General features: G+C 54.7%; 18 protein-coding genes and 1 pseudogene. 14 read left to right on the forward strand and 5 right to left on the reverse strand.

The window, feature by feature from the left end:
- The 3 genes and pseudogenes from AC2FHX_RS13140 to AC2FHX_RS13150 form a co-directional block, all read right to left on the reverse strand.
- A pseudogene (locus AC2FHX_RS13140) lies at positions 1-250 on the reverse strand (IS6 family transposase); the annotation flags it as partial.
- A gap of 287 nt (positions 251-537) precedes the next feature.
- The gene (locus AC2FHX_RS13145) at positions 538-1605 is read right to left on the reverse strand and encodes a ParB/RepB/Spo0J family partition protein (RefSeq protein WP_496702419.1); all 1068 of its coding nucleotides are present in this window, start codon (positions 1603-1605) and stop codon (positions 538-540) included.
- Positions 1598-2983, reverse strand: coding sequence for an AAA family ATPase (locus AC2FHX_RS13150; RefSeq protein ID WP_496691397.1), 1386 nt, complete (start codon positions 2981-2983; stop codon positions 1598-1600). Before AC2FHX_RS13150 ends, AC2FHX_RS13145 begins: the two co-directional genes overlap by 8 nt.
- A gap of 580 nt (positions 2984-3563) precedes the next feature.
- Here AC2FHX_RS13150 and AC2FHX_RS13155 point away from each other — a divergent pair.
- Entirely contained in the window at positions 3564-4823 is a 1260-nt protein-coding gene (locus AC2FHX_RS13155) for a replication initiation protein (RefSeq protein ID WP_496702417.1), read from the forward strand.
- Positions 4824-4861: 38 nt separating this feature from the next.
- On the opposite strand, the gene AC2FHX_RS13160 is transcribed toward AC2FHX_RS13155, so the two are convergent.
- Together AC2FHX_RS13160 and AC2FHX_RS13165 are read right to left on the reverse strand one after the other, a co-directional pair.
- Complete coding sequence (locus tag AC2FHX_RS13160; RefSeq protein ID WP_496702415.1) at positions 4862-7168, reverse strand: Tex family protein; 2307 nt, start codon at positions 7166-7168, stop codon at positions 4862-4864.
- 64 nt (positions 7169-7232) lie between these two features.
- Positions 7233-8255: an Ldh family oxidoreductase gene (locus tag AC2FHX_RS13165; RefSeq protein ID WP_496702413.1), complete on the reverse strand. Its 1023-nt coding sequence runs from the start codon at positions 8253-8255 to the stop codon at positions 7233-7235.
- 370 nt (positions 8256-8625) lie between these two features.
- On the opposite strand from AC2FHX_RS13165, the gene AC2FHX_RS13170 reads away from it, so the two are divergent.
- From AC2FHX_RS13170 to AC2FHX_RS13230, 13 genes are all read left to right on the forward strand, one after another.
- Positions 8626-9258 carry a helix-turn-helix transcriptional regulator gene (locus tag AC2FHX_RS13170; protein WP_496705312.1) on the forward strand — a complete coding sequence of 211 codons (633 nt, stop codon included), beginning with the start codon at positions 8626-8628 and terminating at the stop codon, positions 9256-9258.
- 210 nt (positions 9259-9468) lie between these two features.
- On the forward strand, positions 9469-10095 hold the full coding sequence (locus AC2FHX_RS13175; RefSeq protein WP_142640307.1) for a hypothetical protein: 627 nt from the start codon (positions 9469-9471) through the stop codon (positions 10093-10095).
- A 73-nt stretch (positions 10096-10168) separates the two neighbouring features.
- Positions 10169-10768: a hypothetical protein gene (locus AC2FHX_RS13180; protein ID WP_282021702.1), complete on the forward strand. Its 600-nt coding sequence runs from the start codon at positions 10169-10171 to the stop codon at positions 10766-10768.
- Positions 10769-10791: 23 nt separating this feature from the next.
- The gene (locus tag AC2FHX_RS13185; protein ID WP_496702409.1) at positions 10792-11385 is read left to right on the forward strand and encodes a hypothetical protein; all 594 of its coding nucleotides are present in this window, start codon (positions 10792-10794) and stop codon (positions 11383-11385) included.
- Positions 11386-11421: 36 nt separating this feature from the next.
- Positions 11422-12729: a hypothetical protein gene (locus AC2FHX_RS13190; protein ID WP_496702407.1), complete on the forward strand. Its 1308-nt coding sequence runs from the start codon at positions 11422-11424 to the stop codon at positions 12727-12729.
- A gap of 41 nt (positions 12730-12770) precedes the next feature.
- Positions 12771-13451, forward strand: a complete 681-nt coding sequence (locus AC2FHX_RS13195) for a hypothetical protein (protein WP_496691403.1) — start codon at positions 12771-12773, stop codon at positions 13449-13451.
- A gap of 5 nt (positions 13452-13456) precedes the next feature.
- Positions 13457-16753 (forward strand): hypothetical protein, encoded by a 3297-nt coding sequence (locus AC2FHX_RS13200; protein ID WP_496702404.1) that lies wholly within the window; start codon positions 13457-13459, stop codon positions 16751-16753.
- Positions 16750-17388, forward strand: coding sequence for a tail fiber protein (locus tag AC2FHX_RS13205; RefSeq protein WP_496702403.1), 639 nt, complete (start codon positions 16750-16752; stop codon positions 17386-17388). The genes AC2FHX_RS13200 and AC2FHX_RS13205 overlap by 4 nt, the downstream gene beginning before the upstream one ends.
- Before the next feature lie 21 nt (positions 17389-17409).
- Positions 17410-18126, forward strand: coding sequence for a glycoside hydrolase family 25 protein (locus tag AC2FHX_RS13210; protein ID WP_496702401.1), 717 nt, complete (start codon positions 17410-17412; stop codon positions 18124-18126).
- A 311-nt stretch (positions 18127-18437) separates the two neighbouring features.
- Entirely contained in the window at positions 18438-19331 is an 894-nt protein-coding gene (locus AC2FHX_RS13215; protein WP_496702399.1) for a type IV pili methyl-accepting chemotaxis transducer N-terminal domain-containing protein, read from the forward strand.
- A gap of 216 nt (positions 19332-19547) precedes the next feature.
- Positions 19548-21161: a phosphate ABC transporter substrate-binding/OmpA family protein gene (locus AC2FHX_RS13220; RefSeq protein ID WP_496702397.1), complete on the forward strand. Its 1614-nt coding sequence runs from the start codon at positions 19548-19550 to the stop codon at positions 21159-21161.
- Between the two features lie 82 nt (positions 21162-21243).
- Positions 21244-22881, forward strand: coding sequence for a phosphate ABC transporter substrate-binding/OmpA family protein (locus tag AC2FHX_RS13225; RefSeq protein WP_496702395.1), 1638 nt, complete (start codon positions 21244-21246; stop codon positions 22879-22881).
- A gap of 101 nt (positions 22882-22982) precedes the next feature.
- On the forward strand, positions 22983-24803 hold the full coding sequence (locus AC2FHX_RS13230) for a serine/threonine protein kinase (RefSeq protein ID WP_496702393.1): 1821 nt from the start codon (positions 22983-22985) through the stop codon (positions 24801-24803).
- Positions 24804-24853: the final 50 nt, after the last annotated feature.

Raw genomic sequence — 24853 nt, forward strand, 5'->3', positions numbered from 1 at the left:
TTACTTTCACATAGGTTTCATCCATGCGCCACGAACGGTCTGCGGGACGCTTTCTATACCGCCCTGTTTCAGCAAGGGGACCTGCATATCGACTGACTCAACGGTTTAGCGTCGTATGATCCAGATCAACGCCACGTTCCGCCACGATTTCTTCCAGATCCCGGTATGAAACACCGTAGCGGAGATAGAAGAAAACCGCGTGAAGGATCACGTCTTTCGGAAAATGCGCGCCCTTAAATGAGATCTTCACGGCCTGCTCCTGTCATGTTCCAGCACGCGCTACCAGAAATGCACTCGAACTGACAGGTGGGGGCGAAGTTTGCGGCAGAACCCACGTAAACGTTTGCCTCAGCGACATTAGCATTTACCCAAATTCCTCTAGCGAGCACCTCCAAAGGATCTTGAATCCATAATGATCATTTATTCCTCATTTTGATCATTACCTTGACAGTAGTAGAATTCGCCTCTGCGAACCAATCCAGTCAGCTCTTTGATTTTTTGACGACGAGACCGACCTATCCCGGTCTCGTCACAGGACTAACCCAGATGGTTGCCAATCTTGTCGATCAGTTTTTGAGCCTCATCAACTGAAATTTCCCGCCCGCGTATCCTGAGGCGGAGTTCCCCAGATGTCACTTCGGCCTGAATTGTGCCGCCTGTGGGAAGGACAACCGGTGTCAAGCGTTGCACCTGCTGCGGGCGCCCGCCGCGCGATTTAGCTTTTTCCGCGTCCGGCACGCCCTTGATCGCAGCTTCAAGCAGACCCCATTCGGACTTGGAATCCAACGGGCCGGCGCCAGCCAATGCCTGACGCAATCTGGTTTGTGCCCCGTCCCGCAATGCCGAAGCAAGCTTGAGCCCGGCCTTTTCTGACAACGACACGGGATGCTGCAGCAAATCCCCCAACGCTTCATGCACCATAGCAAAGCTACGGACCTTGGACCGTTTGGCTTTGGACGCAGCAGCAAAAAGCACATCGACAGCGGCCTCGGTTGAAGCAAAAACCCCCTGCCCTGCCGCCAGAACCGCGACGCGCCCGCGTTCATAAGGGCTGAGGTTCGAGCGCAGCTCATTCTCTTCCACCATCGAGACGTAAGCGCCCTGCCCTGTTCCAGCCTCACGGACAAATGCAGGAATCTCGATGAACCGAGCATCACTTTGGGACAGCCGCTTGAAGGCCTCCAGACGCCGATAGCCCGAGATCAGGCCAAAACTGTCACCGACCCGGCTCACCTCGATTGGCGTTCTCAAGCCGTGAACGCGCAGCGATTCCAACAGTTCCGCCATGGCTTCTTCGTCTTCAACCATCCGATCACGGCGGATGAAATCCGGATCAATCTGATCCAGCGATATTTTTTCCGCAATCAAACCGGCAGTTTGTGCATCGCGCCATCGAGCTGCATCACCTTGGTCCTGGGCCAAAGCGACTCTGTCTGTCACGGACGCCATGCCACCCAAGGTAGCGGCCTCCGCTGCAACCTGAGCTATTGGAGGTGCGGACGAGCTTGCTTCAAACGGGCTGATCGACGGTTTCGCGGCGAAACCCGCTTCAAGCTGTTCGAGCTCTGTTGTGTCCGGTGCGGTCAGTCTTCTGCGTTTAGCCATCTGCCTCTCCTCCCATCTGAGCGTCGCGCCACCAGCAACCGATCAGAACCTCTTTGAATTCTGCGTAAGTCCGGTCAAACGTTTCCCGACCCCGAACATACGTATCCCGGTTAAAATCACGGTAGTCGGCTTCGTAGATCCCATTCACCTGCTCACCAGCCTGCCCGACCAAAGCAGTATAGTCCTGCCGGTAGGCATTCATGAAATCCCCGAAATAGGCCTGAATTACGTTCGCCATGTCTGTTTGCTGACTGGCATCAAACCGGGTGATGATTGCGCGTACAACATCCCATTCGAACTTGAGCTCAGGCAAGCCAGCTGCGCGTTGTGCCGTGTTTTCACCATCCTCGATACTGGCAAAGGTCGTATAGAGCATGTCAAAGAACCGACCCGTTGAATCAAACTCCAGAAACGAAGCTCCAAGCGGAACCAGAAGGATATCTGCTGCAGCCAGTGCATTGATCGTAAGGTACCCAAGTGCAGGAGGCGTATCGAGAAAGACGATGTCATAATCGTTGAGGATACCTTCATCCTCGAGGAAATTGGTCAGGCCGTCCCACAAAGGCCAACTTCTCAGCCCCATCCTCCACACTGGGATCTGGAACTCGGCCCAGTAAAGGTTCAACTGCGCACCTATCAGATCAATATTTGGCCAATGGGTGTTCTGAATTACATCGCCAGGGGTCGTTTTAAGCGCCTCTTGCAAGGTCTCATCCAATGGAATTTCAGGTTGACCTGCCGCATTGCGCACGCGGTTTTCCTCCTGCACCGCCCGAGCATAATCCTTCGCGATCAAGGGGAACACAGTTTGCCATTCATCTGCGACGGACCCGCCAAGGATCGACGTCATGGATCCTTGGCTGTCGAGGTCGATGACCAGAACTTTGTATCCGTCCAAGGCGGCGGACATGGCCAGATGGGCGGCGGTCGAGGTTTTTCCAACACCGCCTTTGAAATTTGCAACGGAAACAACCTTTGCCGGAAGCCCTTCAGGCCGGTAGGGAAGATACTCCTTCGTGCTGACGCCTTCAGCCGCAAAATGCTGGCGCAAGGTCAGGACCTCTTCCAAAGTGAACCATTTTGAACCGGCTTCACCCTCGCCTTGAGGAAGATCAGGATGTGCTTTGAGGACACGGCGGAGATGCGCAGGTGCAACCGGAATTAGGTACTTAGTTATTTCCCAAATTGAAAACCTACGCAGCCGCTTTTCCCCATCAGGAGCATAACCTCGGCGAGCAAGATCCTCACGGCCTTTGGCGCAGAATGCCGCTGCTTTTGCGAATCGAGAGGTTCCTATAGGATCAGGTAACTTCCCGGCCGCTGTTGCGGGATCAAGATTCAGATATGGCGGTAGCGGAGGTTGGTTTGATTTGTTCACTGTCGTTGCCTCAGAAGATGTTCGCCTTAGCGGCGTATATTTAGGAATGTAGCGAACATTATCTTCTAAAGCTATCCTGCGATCGGAAGTTTTCCACAGTTTTTGCGCGTAAGGCTGGGTTTCGCCACGAAACTCTAGAAAAATGAGAGAGCACGCCAACAAAGAGTTTATTATTTATAGAGTCTTTAAGAGATTTAGATTAAGAATATGATAATTATAACAACAAGTTAGATCACCTTAGGGACCCATTTACAGTTCCTAGGGTATCCGATTCCGGGATCAAAGGTGCCCAGATACGGGACCAAGGGAACCATTCGACAGGAACAAGGGCACCGATTCGCAGGGACGTGGATCTTCGACGCTATTAGACACTTACAAAGCCGTTTCTAGTACGTTCGATCCTGTCCGAGTCGTTCCTATGACGGGTTCGCGATGATGGGTCTGGGGATAAGTTTCGGCATATCTGTTTAGGGTACCCGTTTTCGGGATGAGCCTGATCCTGTATTTGGGCACCTAATAGAAGTTGATTGATAGGTACCTTTCATGGCAGAAATGCAAAAAAGAGCAGTCAGGCAGAATCATGCCGGAAACACAAATAGACATGGATCACCTTTCCGGAGCCTTGCGAAGGGAAACGGTGAAAAAGAACGTCGCCGCGATTCACATCAGCGGTAAGTTGACATTGCTTCAGCGAAAGCTGTCGAATGTCCTGCTTCTCAATGCCTATGATGCGCTGACATCTGCACAGACCCATACCATCGATGCACGAACTCTGGCGATGATGGTCGGCTATAACTCGAACGATTTTGATACCTTGCGTGCAAGCCTGCGCGCCCTGGCCGAGACTGTCGCTGAATGGGACATGTTGGATGAGCAGGGGCGTCAGGAATGGGGTGTTTCCTCTCTGCTGAGTTTTGCCAAGCTCAAGAATGGTGTTTGTGAATATGCCTACTCACCGGCGCTGGCGCAGAAGCTGTATGATCCCAAAATCTATGCGCTGATCAACGTTCAGATTCAGCGCAACTTTAGTTCTGGGCACGGATTGGCACTGTATGAAAACTGCTATCGCTTTGTGCGCATCGGGTCGACAGGTTGGTGGGCCTTGGACGTTTTTCGAAAGCTCATGGGTGTAGATGGCAGTGACTATTATACCAGCTTTAAACATCTCAACGCTAAGATCATCAAGCCGGCGGTTGCCGAGGTGAACAAAAGCTCGGACATTCTGATCGAACCCGAGTTCCAAAAGAAAGGCCGGACGGTCACCGATATTCGCTTTCGGATTAAGGGAAACCCGCAAAAGGCGATGTTCGAAATTGATGACAGCGACGGTGCTCGGAATATGCAGGTGTACACGAAGCTACGTGATCAAGGGGTCTCGGATCGTTTGGCCCGACAGTGGATTTCCGAACATGGTGAAGACTACGTTGCGCAGAAACTTGATTACGTAAGGCAAAAGGGCGGAGTGAAATCCACATTGGGTTATCTGTCGGCCGCATTGCGCGATGACTATCAGCCACCTGAACCGGAACAGCCAGCGAAGCCCAGCCCTGAAGCACTGGAAGAAGCGCAGGCGAGGCAGGCCCAAGTGGCGGTTGAAGACAAAGCCTATGCCGAACGGGTAGCCGAGCGGGAGGAGCGGGCGCGGAAACTCTCGATCGTAGAAGAGCTGGTTTCGCGGCGAAACCCGACACAGAGGGACGCAGATAAAAGACTGTTTCTTGCCGGTCTAGACAACGACCTTGACCGCGAGCATTTCCGAGCGCATGCGTGGCGCTCGGGGCTGAACGCAACCGCAATCTTCGAATTCTGGAAAGAACTAGAGCCAGACGCTTTCGACTGATCTCGGTAAGGGCAGGGGGGTGCACACCCTTTAGCAGATTATTGTTTTTTGAACGCAGATTTCAGTGCATCTGCAAGTGCCCCCTGCTGCGCATTATTGCCATTTTTTGCGCGTTGTGATTCTTTTTGTTTTGTATGGCTTTGCCGCGTTTGGTCGCTGCCTTGAACGCGCTTTTGCCGGGTTTCAATGCCACCATCCTTGCGCATCGTCAGACCGATGCGTTTTCGCGGCGCATCCACCTCGACGACCCGTACCTTAACTACCTGGCCCGCTTTGACGACATCATGGGGATCTTTGACAAACCGATCTGCTAGTTGGCTGATATGCACCAACCCGTCCTGATGAACACCGATATCAACAAAAGCACCGAATGCCGCAACATTGGTAACTGTGCCCTCCAGGGTCATTCCAGGTTTCAAATCGCTGATCTCTTCCACGCCATCAGCGAACGAGGCAGTTTTGAAATGTGGCCGGGGATCACGACCGGGTTTTTCAAGCTCGGAGAATATGTCCTGAACCGTGGGCAGGCCAAAACTGTCGTTAACAAACTGTTCGGCGCGCAGGCCTTTCAGGGCGCCTTCATTCCCCAGGATTTGCCGAATATCCCGCCCACATGCGGCGACAACGCGTCGGGCCACGGAATAAGCCTCGGGGTGCACGGAAGACGCATCAAGGGGCTCGGCCCCATCGCGTATTCTCAAAAAACCCGCGCATTGTTCGAACGCGCGGGGACCAAGGCGCGCCACCTTCAGCAACTCTGAACGAGATTGAAAGGCACCATTCATGTCGCGGTGCAACACGATGGATTCTGCCAGCCCCGGGCCCAACCCGGACACATGCGACAGCAATGGGGCAGAAGCAGTATTCAGATCAACGCCAACGGCGTTCACAACGTCTTCAATGACAGATGCCAATGATTGCGAAAGCTTATATTGATCCACATCGTGCTGATATTGCCCGACCCCGATGGATTTGGGTTCGATCTTGACCAGTTCCGCCAAGGGGTCCTGTAAACGACGGGCGATTGAAACTGCGCCCCTAAGGGAAACATCCAGGTCCGGGAATTCTCGGGCGGCCAGTTCGGATGCGGAATAGACCGATGCTCCGGCTTCCGAGACCACGACTTTGGTGGGAGGAGTGACGGTTTTGGGCAAATCTCCGAGCGTGTCGCCGACCAGCTTTTCGGTTTCGCGGCTGGCTGTTCCGTTGCCGATTGCAACAAGCTCAATGCCGTGCTGGGCGATCAGGCGCAGGATTGTGGCCTGCGCGCCTCGAAGGTCATTCTTGGGTTGGAACGGGTAAATTGTTTCAGTTGCAACCACTTTGCCAGTTGCATCGACAACCGCTGCTTTGACACCTGTTCGTATTCCAGGGTCCAGCCCCAAGGTTGGGCGGGCGCCAGCTGGCGCAGAGAATAGTAAGTCTTTGAGATTGCGAGAGAAAACGGAAATCGCCTCGTCCTGGGCACGGCTGCGAAGGTCGGCCATCAGGTCAACCATCATCGTCAGCGAGAGCTTTACCCTCCAGGTCCAACCGGCCACCTTGCGTAACCAAGTATCGGCAGTTGAATCCGTGCGGGTTAGCAGATGTGATGCGACGATCGCTTCCGCCCGAGCAGCGCCGGTCTCGGGGTCCGGCGCGATGTCCAATGTCACGATGCCCTCTTTTGACGCGCGAAGCATCGCCAAAGCCCGATGAGACGGCGTTTTGGCCCACAGCTCGGAATGGTCGAAATAGTCGCTGAATTTCGCGCCATCCTGTTGTTTGCCATCAATCACCTTCGAGGTCAGCAGCGCCTCGCGCTGCATGAAGCTGCGCAGTTCGCCTAACAGGGTGGCGTTTTCGGTTAGTCGTTCGGTGACAATGTCACGAGCACCGTTCAGGGCATCCTTGCCGGTCGGAACAGCCTCGGATAGGTAGGATTGGGCAAGGGTATCGGGATCGACAGACCGGTCTGCAAGAATTGCGTCAGCCAGAGGTTCCAACCCGTTCTCGCGTGCGATCATTGCCTTGGTGCGCCGCTTGGGTTTGTAGGGCAGGTAGATGTCTTCCAGCTGTGCTTTGGTGTCAGCCAGCGCAATGGAATTTGCAAGATCGACTGTCAGCTTGCCTTGATCCTTGATCGAATTCAGGATGGTTGCGCGACGGGCGTCCAATTCGCGCAGATAGGTCAGGCGTTCTGACAGGGTGCGCAGTTGGGTATCGTCCAAACCACCTGTCGCTTCTTTGCGGTAGCGCGCAACAAAGGGCACAGTCGCGCCTTCGTCCAACAATTTTACTGCGGCCCCTACCTGATCGGGTCGGGCGTTGATCTCGGTGGCGATGGTGCGGGCGATGCGGTCCAATGGGGCCTCCTGACAGTCGTTCGGAGAGACTTCTTAGCCAGCTGCTTTGCTGAGGGGAAGGGGGCTAAATCTGTTGGGCCAACTCTTGCAGATCGTCATAGAGGGTTTTGGCAATCTCAACATATCCGCGTTCGATGTTGCGGGCCCGGGCGGCAAACCGGCGTTGCGATGGCAGGCGCGCGCCCTGATCGGTGATGTCAGCGAACAGGCGTTCTGCCCTTGCATCATTCGGGTCTATGCGGCCACCGCTGAAATGCCTCGGATCGAAGGCCAGAAGGATTTCACCATGATAGGGGGCGCCGCCTGAGTTGCCGGCAAACTCCATGCTCTCCAGACTGGTCAGGTCGTCGATCAACGGACCGGCCAAGAGTTCGATCATGATGGACAGGGCCGAACCCTTGTAGCTGCCGAAGGTCAACATCGCACCCTCCATCGCAGCCTGCGGATCGTTGGTTGGGTTGCCGTCCTTATCGATTGCTACGCCATCGGGCAGGGGCTTGCCTGCGCGGCGATAGAGTTCGATTTCGCCACGGGCAAAGGCGCTTGTTGCGAAGTCAAAGGTGAAGGGATCCTTGCCCTGTCGCGGCCAGCTGAAGGCCAGTGGGTTGGTGCCCAATGAACCGCGGGTGCCGCCGGCAGGGGCAACCCAGGAATGGCTTGGTACCATCGCCATCGCCGCAAGGCCGGCAGCAGATAGCCGCTCCACTTCGGGCCAGAGGGCAGAGAAATGAAAACAGCGATTGATGGCCATGGCTGCAATACCATGGGTTCGGGTTTTCTCGATCAGAATTGGAAGTGCCTCATGAAATGCCAGCAGGGACATACCTCCGCGAGCATCGACCCGAACGATGGCGTTATCCGATTGGGTAATGGCTGGCGAGACATTTCCGTCAATCTTGCCTGCCTTCATGGTGTCATTGCACATGAACAGTCGGAACAGGCCGTGCGACTGGCAATCATCAATCTGACAGGTGACCAGCATATCCGCGATGGCCGCTGCATGGTCCGGCCCGTATCCGGATCCGGACAGGATGTTCAGGCTTAGGTTTCGTATTTCATCCAGTGTCAGATTGACCGCTTCGCTCATCTGCCATGTCTCCCATTGCGTTGGCAGAAGAAGGCATAGCTTGGTCTGACTGGCAAGGAGAACCCTTGGCAATTTGCCATTCATTTATGGTTAATGCCGTATTGGATTGGTCTAATAATGCAATATGTGAATAAGTTAACAGAAGTTCCCAGGCCTTTTGTACTCAATCAAAAGTTGTGGTGGCGGCTCAGCGACTCAAGTTGATTTTTCAGATCAGCAGAGGTCGCACTCTGCGTGGCGCCCTACAAAATTTTCAGAAGTTTTTTGGATGGGGAATTTTATGCATAGTCCTTATGATCGTGACCGAGTGATCTGCTTGGAGTTTACACCGCGCCTTTTGTCCGAATTTCGCAGCATAGTTGAAAGGTCTATGGGATACCGCGTGTCGAACGATGCAGAAAGCACAGGCATTTCTTACCATGAAAAAGCAATCGTTGTACGTCAGTGCCTGAAGCGTTTTGTGCCGGCCAATGCCCCAAAACCTGCCGGGTCGCATAAGCGCCAGCACAGTTTTGCACTGATCAACCTGGGTTTGTCGACGGCACGTGCCGAAGTATATTCGCAAGGATACAGCGACTATATTGCCTATCCATTTGTCACCAGCGAAATCCAGCACAGATTCAGTGCGGCGCAAGCATTGATGAAAGAGGATGTCTCTGCCGAGTACTTTTCAAAAGATACGTTGGTCAATGCTGCTTGTAATTTCCTTTCTACCGAGCCCGAATTTGCCGGCGGCATTGACGCCTTGGCGCAAGTGGTCGGGTCAAACCGGAACACCTTGTCCAAGCGGTTCAAGGAAGAGTTCGGTGTTGGCCCCATGGCTTGGTTTCGGCGCTACAGGTTGAACTATGCAGCGGCCCTGGTTCTTGAGGGGCAGCACAGCATTCAGGACATCGCCTTCAAGGTTGGCTACGAGGATGCGAATAACTTTTCGACCGCGTTCAAACGGGAATTCGACGTCTCGCCGTCGGAGTATCGGCGCTATCGCAATTCGATGAACTAAGCATCACCCAAAACACGTCCTGGATGAGCATGCTCCTGCGCGCGCGAGGCTGGCCAAAGTGTGCACCGGTTACCGCGGGCAGGGGTCTAACAGTGCAAAGATCAAAGGAAATGATGATTCCTGCAAAGATCGAATTACAGAGTTCTCAGCTAGCATTGATTCACGATTTCGTCGTTCTCGACAAGAACCGCTAATGGAAGGAATCTGAAATTGGTTACCGAAAATATTCAACTCAGATTGGTCAATCACTCGGATGATGCCAATAATTCATCGATCGTTATTTTCCAGCAAAACGTGGCCGAAGATTTCGGCGAACTCGCTATCGCGTGGAAAGTCATCAAAAACCTGGGGCGGCTGGATTATCACCCCTTCAAATACCCGCTGAAGTTTCAGGTTTCGGCCTCGGACAGCTATGGGAACTATACGCCGCAGATGACGGCCTATGACGGTCAGGCCTATGAAATGGTCAAAGACACCAGCGGGGATATCTTGCGCCTGGCCAAAACCCCGGCAACGTCGCCGAATGAGGTCGAGCTGCGCAACAATCTGACCATGGGATCGATCAACGCGAATATCTATCGCGAAGGCAAACTTCTGGCCGCCAAGACCAACCTTGCGCCGGGGCAGAAGGGCGTCTTTCAGTTCCACCCGACCATCTATATCGGCGTGGTGTCGCAGATCGAAGAGGGCCAGGTCATGGACTCGGCGATCATCAGTCAGATCAACACAGAGATCAATCTGTTCGGCATCCAAAGCGCTGATATCGTGATGTCGGGCGGCGGGCCTGGCAAAAACTCTACCCCCTTTGATTTCCAGCTGGCAAACATCAATGCGTAAACGCGCCCTGCGGCGGATTACTAGCCGCAGGATGCACACCGCTTGACGGAGCTATGGAAAGAGGAGGTGTGTCATGACCAAAACTGCCGACACAACAATCGCCCTAAAACGCAAACGGTCTAAGGGCGACGAAGACAGCGATCAGAAGGCTGCCGCTGATACCCCGACGCCGGTAAAGCCCGCGAATCCCAAAAAGCCGGATTCGAAACCCAAGGATGACGCGGACAAGAAAGACAGTTTGAAGCCCATCAAACAGGTTTGGCAATCTGGCGATTTCCATAAGACCGGGCGCAACAAGCCCCCCTATAACGGGCTTCAGATTTCGGTCCAGTACAAGGTGGACGATGCCGGGAAATTTGAGGACGTGGCCGTCACCTTCACGGATTTCACATATTCCAAGGACGGGGTTTCATCCAAAATTCAGGCTCTTGCGGTCAGTGATGGCTGGGTTGAAGTTCCCAAACCGGTCAAACCCAAGTCCAGCAGTGATACCAAGGCGTCAACGTCCAAGGGCGATAAGGGCAAAACAGATTTCACAGTGGTCGGCCACGTCAAAATCAGTGGCGAGCCGGATGGAAAGTTCTTGAGGTTGCGTCTGAAATCCGGCCTGGAGCCGGGGTTTCAACAGCTTGGTTTTATCATGAGGCTGTCGCCGCCGCCGTCGAGTTCATAACACAGATTCGTCAGGGTGGCGCGATGACAACCCAACTCGTATTTGAGAACCGATCATTAAACCCCAATGTGCGCAGGGTTGGCCTGTTCTGGGACTGTTTGGATCACGACCAGCACATTAGGCCGTTAACCTGGCAGGTTGTTCTGCAATGCCCGTATCGCTGGTACCGAAGCTTTCAGATTGACCTGACCCTGTCGGTCAGGTTCGTCACCCGCGAGGGCAATATCTCGCCCAATGTTCTGGTGGATCGCAAAGTTGTCTGTGGCGAGGCAACGATCGAACCCCGGCGCAAAGGCGACGGGATTGACCTGACCATCACGGTTCCAAAAGGGCATCGGTTGCACAAGGTGCAGGTCGTGCGCTGCGGCTTTCCCCTGACCGAAACCCGCCTGCCTTTGCAGGGAGAATGCGTGCTCCGGGCTCCGGACCGGCTGAACTTTGCGGCCGATATGACAACGCGGCAGGGTTTTCGGATCGACCGCCGGGAAATAGGTCCGGGTGTGGCCAGTTTTGATCTTCACCAGGTCCAGGCGATGCGCGTCGCCATGTATGGCGGCACGCCGGGTCCGAATTCCGATCCAATCAATTTTTTTGGTTACGACATTCAATATTCATGACGCCCCAAGCGGGCGAAACTTTGGAGGAGTGAATTGATGGCTTACAGACGTACATCCGGAATTCTGACCGACGGCGGTGCTGATCCCAAGCTTGAGGCGGACTATATTGTTGCCGCCGCCATCGTAGGTCATTCGATCGAACAGATCCGCGCCAATGTCGATGTGCAGTTTTCAATGGAACCTTCTGACGAGATGCCCAGGCCCGACAAATGGTCCCGCGAATGGGATCAGCTTCAGCAAGCCGCCCAGAAAATCGGACAGCTGGCCGCTTTGGAAATCGACATGCAGGGCCATTCGGTCAGGGCAGGGACGGCCGTCGATCATAAAACCGGCGCTGTGATCGTTGGGGTTTATGGTTTGGCCGGGCATGAGCCTCCGACCGAGGGCGATATCCGCCACCCCGAACACCACCTCAGTGACAAGGGGCAGGTGCTATATGATGAGATCAAGCAAAGGGATCGCGACCCCGCTTATCAGTATATCGGGCTGGGGGCCTATACCGGGTTTGTCGATAACGGAAATGTCGAAGGCGACACCGATCCGGTCGGTCCGATGCCAAGCGCGCGGTTCCATATCCCTGATCTGGATGCGGGCGATCATGACGACAATATTTTCGAGGGATGGTACCCTCGGTGGTTGCCGCCCGAGGGTTCTGCCCTGTGGAACCCGCGCGTTCGTCGCGATACCCATGACCATGACTGCGTTGGTTGGGGCATCATTGGGGGCGATCTGGCGCAGGATGCTCCGAAGGAAGAGGAACCCGATCACGGGGCGACAAACCGGTCGGACCAGATCACCAATATTATGCGCTTTGATCAGGGTATGAATTTCGTCGATGAAAGCGGGGACGAAGGCGTTAAGGGCTATACCCACGGTATGATCCAGGCGATCTACAAGGCCTATCATCTGGGCCCGCATTGCACGCCTTATGAAATTACGGTTGGTGACTGTACCACCAAGCTGGCCTCGTGTTTTGGCTGTACGATGTTCATGACCGCCAATGGCTATCCGCCCACGTCGACCCATCTGGGGCGCGCCGAAAGCTGGGTGCCACTTTACGAGCCGTACAAGCCGTCGACCTCACCTAAAACCGAGCGGATCGTGATCAACGACCTGAACGCCAGCTTTGCTGCCTATTGCGACAAGGTTCTGCGTACTGGGATGCGCGCGCTGAGCGTCGACAATATCGCGGGTGTCTATGACCACTGCCCGGCTGCGCTGGAGCATGTACTGGGCGGGCATTATTCTGCGGATAACCGGGTTGCGGTCTCTCTGTTTCTGGATGCCCTGACTGTTCATGACCGCGAGCTGAGCCGCGTCCGTCGCGTATTGGGTTTGGACTAAGTCACCAACAGCCCGAATTAACATATCGGAGGAGAAGACACATGGCCTTTCAGGTTTATGCACTCGTACATACCCGCTCTGGTCGGTTTCTGATGTTTCGTCGACCTATCTTGACCTTTTTCCAGCGCGGAAATGGGGGGCAAATTTTCCCCGAAGGTCAGAAACTGCAGGGCGGCGGGCGCTATGCTCTGCCATACGCTCAGGTTGATCCTGAAATCGCGATTGAGCTTTGGGAGGATGATAATTTCATTGCCGAAGCCGGCCAGCAAATTCTGATTGATTGTTGCGGTGCGCTGATCGAGTTCCTTCCCCCAGAAGCGGCAGACAAGGGGCCTGTGTCAATCGAGGGCGAGCATGAGATATTGCTCGCCCCGGCGACCGAAGTCGTGACCCGTTTCGATGAAGATGGCACGCGATCCGCAGTTTATTTCGCCGAAGTGTCCGACGCGGATCTGGACCGCATTCGCGACTATATGGTTGAGGTGTTGGCCGAGGCTCGCGCGGCGATGTTGGCCGTGATTCAGGACAACCTGTATGAATACACCGAGATCGAGGCATTCTTTCCGCACGCGCCTTTTGACAATATCCATACCGGTGTTGATGTCTGGCAACTGGATATCGAGCGTCTGGAAATCAGTGGCCTGAAATCCAGCAAGCTGACCAAGGGTTCACTGCAGGCGATCAGCGAGCTTGAGGTCGTGTTGGCGGTGGAAGACGCTTAACGGGCATGACCAGCCAGGACCCCAAACTCATTTGGATGGATGCGCCGTTCGAGGATCTGCGTAACCAGTTGGTGGCCAATTTCGAAACCCATCCGCATGGTGCCGATCCCCCGGAATTCGTGACCGTCCAGTTCTTTTTCACCAAGACACCGGGCAAGGCCGTGCGCGGCCCTGTTCTGAGGTACAAGGAAAGAACGCCGCTGAATGTGCTGTTCGAAACCGGTGAGCGGTTGACCGGTACCCTGACTTGGCAAAGCGGGTTGAGTACGCCGTTGTCCCAGCAGGTCCTTGGGGCTTTGGCTCTGCAAGAACCCGAGACCGGTCGTGTCTGGCGCTTTCAGGGTTTCATGTCTGAATTCGGCAAGCCAAGCCATATTCCATCGCCCGATTCCGGAGCAGGGGGCGGGGCCGATGATGGTGGGAACTCTGGCAACGGGCAAAACGGTTCCGGTGGACATGACGGGCATGACCCAGATCAGCCAAGCCACACTCACGGCGGTGATGGTGATAATCCATTTAGCGATGACCCGGATTCTGACGGGCTGAGCACGGTCACTCAGGGCGCTAACCTGCGCTGGGATGAGCTGTTCCCCTTCATCTATATGAAACATTGGCCGTCGATAGCGCCGGGCGCGCTGGATGCGGGTTTCATGGAGGTTCCGCAAAAGATCCTGGCGAACAGCGTGTTCCTGCAAAGCCTTGTTTCAAAATCCGGGGACAGGTCAGGGCAGGAGGCTTTGGCGGTTACTTACGTGGATCCAAGCTCGAACACCGACAAAACACCAGGTGGGGATAGTTCGCCTCATCCGGCATCGGATGCGGGGCAATCCGGCAAGGCTCAGTCTGCGGCTGAACCGAACAAACCCAAAGGGTTCATCTCCTCGATTGAAACGCTTGGCCCGCCATTCAGTTCTTACCCTGAACTGTGGCCGGCTCTGCGAGAGCTGCCGGAATTTTCTCTGGCCCAGATCACAGATCTGATCAAGGCCCGTCTGGGCGGATGGGCCGCATTCAAGGTTCTGGCAAATGCACCGGATGCGCAAAAGGAACTGGCCCGCATCTGGGAAAGCATTATTGCGCTGAACCTTCTGGCTGGCTGGCAAAAAGACGAACTTGCAGTTCTGATTCAGGTGTTGACTACCCATCACGTTCTGACCCGTGCACTGGCTGCAACCGAAGGAGGGCAGGCCAGTTTGATGACCGATCCGGTCACCGGGCAACAGATCAAAGCTTGGATGCATGCGACGCTGGTTTTGCCTGGCTCCATATTCGAGCCGAAAAAGCCTGCGCCGGTTGCGGCAAAGGATACAGATCATCAGATCCCTTTGAAATTGACAAAGCCCGGCTGGGTGCGCGCCTATTCATACGGGCTTGCCCGTTCGATCCGGTATCAGCCACTTGGGTATGAATTGGGCGACGTGCAGCGTATCGAAAATGTCTTGCGCGGTGAAATGCGCGAGACGCGAAACCGGAGGTTGCAGCGCCGCGAAAGCCATGAGGCACATTCCGATGTGACCACCAAAATTGCACGGCGGGACGAGGATACCTCGGTCTCGGACCTAATCAACCAGGTGCAAAAGACGTTGGCCGACCATGTCTCGACCACGCATGTCAACTCCTACGACACCCAGTACGGAATGCCGACAGATGGCAATAAGATGAGTGTTACCGGGAATTGGTGGGTGCAAGAGCAGCCCGCCGGGGGCTTTGCGAAAAACGACCTGAAATTCGCCCGCGATATCGTCGAGAAAACGGTGCGAAACCTGTCGCGCGAAATGCGCCATACGCGCGAGGTATCCGAAGTTGAAGAAACCGAATACTCGGATGTGACTCGCTTTGACAATCGGCGGAACGGCACGGATATCCGCGGCATCTATCGCTGGGTGAACAGAAGCTTCCGCCTGCGCACGAAAAGCCTGGGCGAGGTTCTGATTTTTGAGATCATGGTCCCCAGCCCGGGCGAGAATCTGGTCAGGCACATCCGCCGGTCCTGGCAGCTTGATCTGCGCCCACCGAAATCGCCAGCTGAGTTCGGGATTGCCGGGTTTCAGAATCTGACGGACACGGCAGGCTCGACTGACGATGGCAAGGTTTTTTACCTTGATGCCTTTCAGGAATTCGGGGTGGAGGCGACCCGCATGGCGCCGCCATCCCAGCTTGTGGTGAGCCAAACGGTGCAAAGCCACACGCCAGTGGCAGAAGGCGCCCTGTTGATCCCAGGCGGCTTTGAGCCGATCAGTGCAACAGCCTCGGTGATGAGTGTCGGAACCCCCGCAGAAACCCATGTCATCGTCGGGTCGGTCGCCCTGCAACCTCAGCAAGCGGGGGGCAAATCCGCCCCGCCCGGTTCAAACGGTCATGCGGACAAGTCACCGCAGCCACTGCGCCTGCCTGTCAGCCGAGCCTCGGGCGCGCAGGTGCTGAGCGCGCAGCTGGATAAAGGGTTCGGAACCGGAACCTCTCCGGCGGATGAAGGCCATCCGCTTGGGTTCACCATTCTGTGCAGCCTCAAGCAAACCGCGGCCACACAATCGTCCGAGCCCAACTCTCCGCCGGATATGCCGGTTCCGGATCCTGCACCAATGCATTTGCAATCCGAATTGACCGGTTTCTTTGCGGCAACTCTTGAAGTGACGTGCCAACGGTCGGCGCAGACTTATTCCGATTGGCAATTCGAAACCTATAGGCTGATCAAGGAAGCGTATGCGCGGCAGCTAGAGGGATATCGTCGCAAACTGGAACAACAGGTGGCTGCGATTGAGGCTCAGAACCCTGCGTTCCTGAACAAGGCGGTGACGACGGAAATCCTGTCTGCGGCCCAGGAGCAAATCTTGACCCTCAGCGGGTCCGAGAAAGATGCCGTGGCCCCGGATTATGCCAAGCCGCGTATCCGGCACTATCTGCAACAAACGGTCGGGTGGTCCGACATCGCCACATTCATGGATATTGAAGACGAAGTCAGCGATCTGACAGGCGACCCCGCGGATCTTGCCCTGCGCGAGACCGTACCCGACCTGCGGTTCCGGGATTTTCTGCGCGCTGACCGTGTGCGCATTCTGGCACCGGTCGACAGAAAGCACGCGCGCAGTTTCCTGTATTTCCTGCGCACCGGTCGGATCTGGCCGGATGCAGACCATCTTGCCCCTTGCTTGCCCGAAGACGCCGAGATTGTGGCCCGGATTAAATCGGAACATACACAAGACGATGAAGGCAATGCGCAATCCTGGACGGTTCAGGTGCCCACGCATATGTGCATGCTGAGTGCGGATAGTGATCTGCCAGGTCAGGCGGATTCAGAATGAGACCGCCAGGCTTTCCGACCCCGCCCCGACCAAATGCTCCTGGCGGACCGCTTGAGCCGCAACAAGGCTGGGGTCCGTCTCCGGGCCGAGTATTGGGGATGCCAGTTGGCGCGGTGATCGCTTTTTCCGGGGAGCTTCTGGGACAATCCAAAAAGCTGGCGGGCGGGACCACTGATCTGCAACATTATGGCTGGAAGGTTTGCGACGGCTCACCTCTGTTGATTTCCGCCTATCCGGAATTGTTTGCCGCCATCGGATATCTGTTTGGTAAAGGCAAGGACGGAGAGTTTCGACTGCCTGATTACCAGGGCTATTTTCTGCGCGGCGTCGACCCCGGCGGGAAAGTCGATAAGGATCAGGACCAGAGGTACCGGACCGACAAAAAGAACCAGAAATATGCCGGGGTAGGGTCGCTGCAACTGTCTGCGCTCCAGCAACACCAACATGTGCTGGAACAAAGCGACAGCACGGTTTCAAACGGAGTGTTAGGCCCGGAACCGGTTATCGCCCCCACACCCCAATCCAATTCGGGCAACGTCGTTAAAGGGTCGGCCCTGACCAGCGAGACCGAGACCCGCGCAATCAACATCTCGGTCTATTGGCTGATCAAATGTCGGTTGGATGCGGTGTTATGACAGATAGAAAAGGCCGATCTGATGGCATGTAGGCTGGGCAAAATTGTAAGGTCGTTTCGCAAACCATCGGGTCAGATTCCCAAAGCGGCGCCAGATAAGGCGCAGGCAAAAGGGATAGATGTCAGTGATCATCAGCGGGATATCAATTGGCCGCAAGTCGCAGCCTCGGGTGTTTCTTTTGCGCTGATAAAGGCGACCGAAAGCGTCAGCATCAAGGATGCGTATTTTCAGCCAAATGTACTGGGCGCGAATGAGGTGGGTATCCTGTGCGGCGCCTATCACCTGCTTCACATCAGCCACCCGGCCAAGCCACAGGTCACGAATTTTGTCGATGCAGTGCAGGCAGTTCTTTCGAAAGGCCCGGTTGGAAAATCCGGCCTTCTGCACCTGCCATTTACACTCGATCTTGAAGGCGTCCCGACGGCACAGGGGGCGGCCTATCGAAGCCTCGCGCTGGAATGGCTTACCAGCGTTCAGAGGGCTTTCGGAACGGTTCCGATGGTATATGCCAATTTGAACACCTGGGAGACCGAGCTGACCTCGGGTTTCGGGAACTACCCGGTCTGGCTGGCAGAATACGCAGCCAGACCCGCACCGAATGCTCCGCAATGGGAGTTTTGGCAGCACTCTACGAACGAGCGAGTGTCCGGTATTGCCCCAGAGGTTGATTTGGACGTGTATTGCGGATCGGTTCAGCAACTGAAGGCGCAGTACGGGGTGCAAAGTCGAAACTTATAATTGTCACAGTTCGATTCACCAAAATGTTCAGTTGCTAACTTGGGCAAACCCAAAAAACCGTAGTGCAACTCTGCAAAGGATTTGTGTGATCCCGGTTGGTTAGGATTGTTTTTGACCTGTCGTATGCGTCGAACAAAATGGCCCATCTACCTTATGAATCACCAGTTCTGGCTCGGTTTGGGTGACGTGGCGTAAGTCCCGAAATCAACACAATTTGATCTTGGGCGTTCCACATTGCCACCTGAAAGAAGAGGTCACGTTCGAATGTGGTGGGTTAAATGTGAACAGGGGTAAGGTTAACTGCAATGAGAATGAATCGACGAGTCTTCGTTAACTGCGCATCAGTCGCGACAGTTGCGACATTGTTGCCAGTGGGGGGAAATGCACTGGCAATGGCCGCAGGTCAGGTAGCACACCGTATACTGGCCGCGGATAAGCTGAGTTTCCTCACAGAGAAGGTCGCCAAAGCCGTTGTGCTTTTGAGCCTCGGTGCTGAGGTGGAAAAAGATCTTGCAGAGCTGCAACATGCTCATGATGAGTTCGACAACATCCTTTTGGGGTTCCGCGAAGGCAAAGGGTCTTCGGGTGTGGATCGCGAAAGGTTTGTATCCGTCAACAATGCTCTGAAAGAGGTAGAGACGCTTTGGGCGCCCTATCGTACAGCAGTTGAAGAAATCATCGCGGCCGGGTCGGTTGATGACGAACATCTTCATATGATTGTCGACAATGACGAGGTTCTGGAAAAGGCCTGTCACCATGTTGTTCGCAAGCTGGAAGAAGCTTACGGGGACGTGGACATTGATCTGGCGCTTGCGATTGCGCTGGACTTTGCGGGTCGCCAACGAATGCTGACGCAGAAAATCTGCAAAGAGATCGCTCTGGCTGCCACAGGCAAAGACACAGTTGAGCACCACGAGAAGTTCAAAAAGAACGCCAAGAAGTTTGGTAAGATCGTGGATGTGCTGATCGAAGGTGGTAGCAGTTCGATAACAATCGCCAAACCGCCAAGCAAAGCTGCGCGTGAAGCATTGACCGAAGTGCAGACGCATTGGGTCAAGTTGCAGCCCGTCGTCGAACAGCTGGACGGTGTTGATGTTCCGAATGTCGCAGATGTAACCCATTTCTGCGCCGAGATGGACGTTCTTGAAATCGAAGCCGAAAGGGCCGCGCTTCTGTACGAAGAGGCAATCAAGCTCGATTCCTGATCACCATCAGCGGCTTGGGCAACGCCTGGGCCTGAGTTCGGGGATATTTGCAATCCAAGGCATTGCAATCACCGAGAAACTGTAAATCGCGCGATTTGGCTCATTCACCTCTGCAACGCATATCCACAAACCGCAGTGCAGCCACATTCGCGTCTTTTGATGCACAAAAACATGCATCAAAAAAACACCAAATGAGTGCTAACTCGAGGAGTTAAGATGTTAAATTCGACATTCCAGCGGCTGTTCGCCGCCTCTGTAATCACAGGTTGTATCACCACAGGCTCACTCGCGCAAGAGGTGCGTCTGGTCGGGAAAGACAGCAATATCGATGTTATTGGCAATCTTTTGTCGTCGAAAGACGGGAAATATCTGGTCGAAACCGATATTGGCGAGTTTGTGATCAACCAGGATCTTGTGACCTGTGAGGGCGAAGCCTGTCCGACCGAACAGACATACGTCTATGATCTTGAGATTTCCGCACCGGACGAAATCGCCGAAGTTCTGGTTCCGATTATTGCCGAGGGCTATGCCGCGGTCGCGTTGGAAGCCGAAGCCCAGCTGTATGACGAAAACGGTGAACCGGTTGATACCGAGACTGTCGATGTGGGCGACCACAAGTTTGGCGAAGAACATGACTTTGCCTTGGTGCTGAGCGATCTTGAAGGCGACGACGTTGCCACGTTCGGCATTCATACGGCGAATGGTGCGCGCTTGTTCGAGCGGATGGCCAAGAAAGACGCGTCGATCATCTTCTCGGAAACGCCGGCCGGTAAAGCGGATCGTTCAATCGTATCCGAAGGCGGTGGTGGAAATCTGCGCGATTTCGACCAGGAACGCGTCATTGCCGTGGACGGATTTGCGATGATCGTGAACCCTTTGAACCAGATCCCTGATCTGAGCGTTAAGCAGGCGCGCGATATCATGTCCGGCGACATTACAAACTGGTCCGAGGTTGGTGGGTCCGATGCACCCATTCACGTGTATTCCTTCGACCCTGACACCGAAGCTTATCACCACATTGAAAAGCTTCTGTTCAAAAAGTCGGACAAATCTCTGACAACTGAATCCAGTATCGTCCATGACAGAACCGAATTGACGACCGCGATCATGGAAGATGTCGCTGGCTTTGGTATCGTGAACTATGCGGCCAAGCGCTCGGCGCGCGCTGTTCCGCTGCGCACAACCTGCGGGATCATTCAGGACCCGAGCACCTTTAACCTCAAGACCGAAGAATACTATCTGCAGGAACGGGTTGTGGTCTACAACCGCGCGGATATCGACGGCTATGCGCGTGAATTGGTTGATTTTCTGGACACTGACGGGCTGGATGGACTGGTTGCAAAGGCTGGATATATCGACCTGTCGATCACAGCGGACAGTCAGGAGCGAGCTTCTGAACGGCTGGCGGCCGAGCTTGAAGAAGGTGAAAATGAATACGAGGCCGAACTGGTCGAGAGCCTTCTGAAAAACATGAATACCCATGATCGTCTTTCGACAACGTTCCGTTTTGCGCCCGGCTCTAAGCGTTTTGACAACAAGGCCGAGCGGGATTTGGCACGGATGATCAAATACCTGGGTGAGAGCAAACCAACCGAGGTCGTTATCGTTGGGTTTACAGATAACAAAGGCCCCTTTGACTCGAACCTGCTGATTTCGCAGGAGCGCGCCGAAGCCGCATTGGATCATCTGATCGAAGTGGCAACGGGTGGCGAGCTTGAAGGCATAACGCTGAAGGCATCCGGATACGGCGAGCTGGAACCCGTGGCCTGCAATGACAGCCCGCGTGGCCGCGCCATCAACCGCCGTGTTGAAGTGTGGATCAAAGAATAATCACATGATTGGAAGCCGCGGCCATTGTGCTGCGGCTTCCGCGTCACGCGTTAAAATTTATCCGGGGTTTTAGACGAGTATGATGAGTTTGTCCAAATACGCAGCTGCAGCAGGCTTTGTGGTCATTGCTTCTTCGGGGCATGCGCAGGATGTCACGCTGACCGCGAAAAACGGGTCCAGGTCGGTGACAGGTGAGCTGGTAGATATCCAGCCAGGGAAATTCATTGTCCGTTCCAATGTTGGTGTGCTTTCTCTAAACGCGTCTGAATTTCTTTGTCAGGGTTCAGGCTGCCCGAAAAGTTTGCCTTCGGATACCGACATGGTGGTTTCTGGCGCAGGAGGTCTGGCGGATATCCTCCTTCCTCTTGTCGTAGATGGGTTTGCCTCCGAGCGGGAACTGTTCTCGGACACTTTTGATCTGCAGGGTGTACCACTGGGAGAGCAGCACGGATTTGACACAGATGCCGGCAAGGTTTCGACGATCGAAGGACGAAAGGCCTTTGATATCCTGATCACCGATGACGCGGCTGAACCGGTTCACAATATCCTTGTCAAAGAAGCAACCGGGCAGGACTTGTTCGAGTCTCTCATTGCCGGTCAGAGCGATTTGATTATCAGCGAGGAGCCGGTTTCAGCTGAAATGTATCGAAAGGCCAGGAAGAGTGGTCTTGGCGATCTTACAGCTTTGCAGCAAGAGCATGTGCTGGCGGTTGATGGCTATACGGCTTCGGTCAATCCTGCAAATGGCACGAAGGCTCTGACGGTTGATCAGATTTCGCAGATATTGTCCGGTGAAATTACCAACTGGAAACAGCTCGGCGGGCCAGATCAAAATATCAACGTCTACTCGCTGCCCAAATCCTCTGGGGCGTTTCACCGAATTGAGGGTTTGATCCTGTCTCCATTTGGGCGTGAGTTGTCCCCCGGTGCCGAAATCGTAAATTCTGATCGCGCACTTTCCCGTGCAATCGAATCCGACCGGTATGGCTTTGGTGTCATGCGGTATTCTACGATCCGCGATGCGAGGGCGGTGCCTCTGCTCAGCGAATGTGGCATTGTCCATCTGCCAAACCAGTTTTCGATGAAAACCGAAGAATATGGGCTACAAAATCGGGTGACCGCCTATAATGGTCGCGATTCCGGAAGCTTTACCACAGCCTTGGTGTCCTTTTTGGATAGTCCTGAAATTGACGGGCTGGTTTCAAAGTCCGGGGTCACAAGCTTGTCTGTTGTCGAACAGGAAGAGGACGCAAAGTTCGAACAGCTGAAGGCGAGCATCGAAGCCATGGCGGTTTCGGCAAATTCGGCTGAGATACGGTCCTATGTTGCGGAAAAATTAGCGACCAGGCGCCTTTCAACGACGTTCCGTTTTGCGCCCAGCTCGTCCAGCCTGGACAACAAGGCGAAGCGGGATATCGCCCGAATTGCTGAATATATCCGGGATGTCGAACCCTATAAGATCGTTTTGGCCGGTTTTGCCGATGCCGGCGGCAGCTTTGGCAAAAACCGTCAGCTTTCGTTAGCGCGCGCCAAAAAGGTGCTTCAAGAGCTGAACAAAACCATCGAACCAAATGGCACTTTGGTCGAGGTGCGTGGTTACGGGGAAATGGCCCCGGTTGCGTGCAACACCAACTCGATTGGCCGTGCCAAAAACCGCCGTGTCGAAGTTTGGAGCGAACTAGAAGGGCCCGATGCCGAAGTAACCGCATGGGGAGAGTAAAGCATCAACCCCAGGTTCCTGACACCACTTTTGTACAGATTTTGTGAGCAACAATCGGCCGGCACCGGAACCAGCTGACCAAGGTAGGGTAAATATTTCCAATGGTACAACCAGTCCACTCAAACGAACATTTCCCGGACGAACTCGCTCCGGGCACCCGGCTATTGGCCGGCCAATACACGATTATTCGATTTCTCAACAGCGGCGGTTTTGGCATCACCTACTTGGCCAAAGACAGCCTTGAGCGCACGGTCGTGATCAAAGAGTGCTTTCCCGAGGCAATCTGCAGAAGGAGTCAAACGGCCGTTCGTCCCCGTTCACAGTCTCATACGTCTTCCTATGAGGCACTTGTCAGGTCGTTCGAAACAGAAGCGCGCAATCAGTCGAAGCTTGTGCATCCGAACATCGCGGGTGTGCACCAGGTGTTCCGGGACAACGAAACCGCCTATATGGCGATCGATTTCATCGAAGGCAAAGACCTTCTGGATACGATCGAAGAGCGCGGCATCCTACCTCCGGAAGAAGTGAAAAACCTGCTGCGCACCACGCTCAAGGCGATTGGATTCATACACAGTAAGGGCATGCTTCACCGGGATATCTCCCCGGATAATATCTTGATCGACAAGGATGGCGAGCCCGTGGTGATCGACTTTGGTGCCGCGCGCGAAAGTGCAGCTAAATCCGACCGGGCCATGTCGATGTTGCGTGTCGTCAAAGAAGGGTATTCACCGCAGGAGTTCTATCTGCAGGGCGGTGAGCAGGATCAATCCAGCGACCTTTATGCTTTGGCTGCTACGTTTTACCATGTCATCAAAGGGTCCGCTCCGCAGGATAGCCAAACCCGTCTTGCTGCCTTGGCCCAGAACGGATCGGATTGTTACGATCCACTAGAAGGCGCCGTAGAAGGTTATCGCCCCGCTTTCCTCAGGGCGATAGACCGCGCTCTCAGCATCCCACCCGAAGACAGATTCAAGTCCGTGCAGGAATGGCAGGACGCGATGGAAGAAAAGATGCCGATCGAAGCAAAGCCCGTTTTGGAATCTGCTGTCGAATTCAACGATACGGTTTCAGTCAACAAGAAGCCATCGCGTGGTCGGTCAGGTCCCATTGCCCTGGTCGCGCTTATCGCCGTCGGACTGGTCGGAGGCGCCGGCTATTATTTCAGTCAGGGTGGAGAATCCGGGCAGGGTGAAACGATGATCGCTGAAACCAATGCGCCAGTAGTCGCCGAACAGGCCAAAGAAACTGTGGTTGCGACGGTGGTCGAGGCCACGCCTGCCGCTGTCGAGCCCGTAGCAGAAGTTGAAACTCCGGCCCCGGCTTCGCCCGGCGTAAATTGGATCAGTTGGACCGGCCCCGCCGTTGATTTGCCTTTCACGACTGTCACAACTGCGCAGCCACAGGGCAGCTTTTCCATGGTCACACTTGTGCGCTCTGATCTTGATCAAGCGGCAACGGAATGGCTGAAATCCGGAACAATCATTTATGTGGTAAATGGCAATCTGGTAGTGGATGACGCCTCAATTATTCGTGCGATCCAGTCCAGTCAGACCGCATCGGATAGCGGTCAAATATCTGTGGACTTGCGGATTAGAACCGACGCCGACAGTCCGGTTACCGAACAGACCTTAAACGTCCAGATCGGACATGTGGTCGAACTGGCCAATGGCACTCAGTTCATTACCGTCAGTCAGGGAAATGGGAAGTGGATCACCAAGGTTCTGCGCGCACCATCATCCGTCGTGCCTGTCCGCGTCGGCGACATTGTTGTGTCCGAAGCCGCTTCGCAAATCGCGGTTGAAGGTGAAAACGACATTGCGCGCGTATTTGAGGAACTGACCAAAAATGGTGTGGAACTTGCGCAGCTGACAATTGCCCGAGATGGAGAATTGCAGGCTGTGGATCTGCCGCTCAATCCCTGATGCCTTCATGACCTGTGGTATAGGGTGGCGCCTGAACCGCCAGTAGCGGT

The organism is Ruegeria sp. CDSC042 (assembly GCF_059610745.1).